This window comes from Nonomuraea recticatena, assembly GCF_039533245.1.
Lineage (GTDB): Bacteria > Actinomycetota > Actinomycetes > Streptosporangiales > Streptosporangiaceae > Nonomuraea > Nonomuraea roseola.
In genome coordinates this window covers 1-774 of record NZ_BAAATE010000145.1, presented here as the reverse complement: position 1 = coordinate 774, position 774 = coordinate 1, and the positions used below count along the sequence as shown (strand labels likewise).

General features: G+C 65.1%; 1 protein-coding gene. It reads left to right on the top strand.

The window, feature by feature from the left end; genetic code table 11:
- Positions 1–387: 387 nt before the first annotated feature.
- Entirely contained in the window at positions 388–741 is a 354-nt protein-coding gene (locus tag ABFX50_RS50830) for a DUF6355 family natural product biosynthesis protein (RefSeq protein ID WP_346158536.1), read from the top strand.
- Positions 742–774: the final 33 nt, after the last annotated feature.

The following is a 774-nucleotide window of genomic DNA, read 5'->3' as shown; positions in this document are numbered from 1 at the left end:
GGCCTCCGGGGAGGATCGGACCGGATTTTGGCGCTAGAGAGACGATCTTGAGATTGGCTGGTGCTCCTTGTGTGGTCGGCGGGACGCTCGATTCTTTCGGCAACCGCCCGGGAGGGCCTGGGCGTCGTGGGCCGGGACCGGCCGAAGAGCCGCAGCCCGGCCCACGAGCGCCAGCGGCCCGCCAGGAGCGGGCCGCCTTGAAACGGGGTGTCGGGTTGGGTTTGGATTCGAGCCAACTCGAATCGATTGTCCGAACCTCTGTACTGGTGTTCGCTGTCCTCGAGCGGGTCACATCGGACCTGAATCTGGAACCGGCGACAGCGCGGCGCCAGAGACGGAACGTGGCCGGCCATGTCATGCAGAACCTCCATAACGAGGGAGAAAGCAATGAGACGACATCAATTCCTGACCGGCGTGGCGATCGCAGCCGGTATAGCCACCAGCATCGTCGGCGTACCGTCGAGTGCGGCGGCGAGCGCGCTCGACGGATCGGCGGCGACCGCCGCGGCCGCCGCCGCGTCAGCGAAAACCAGTGGACGGCTCACCGCCGTGCGCTGTGGCTTCTACGAGGACAGATACACGGCCTGGTACAACCACTGCACATCCGACGGTTCACGGATCAAGATCCGAGTGGTGCGTAACTACTGGCCCGATAACACCATCTGCGTCGGACCGGGCCACACAGACCTCGGCAGCCCCGGCGTGGTCGTGAACGCCTGGTACACCGGCAAGCTCTGCTGATCCTTCAGAAGAAGCCAGGGCCGCGCTGAAATG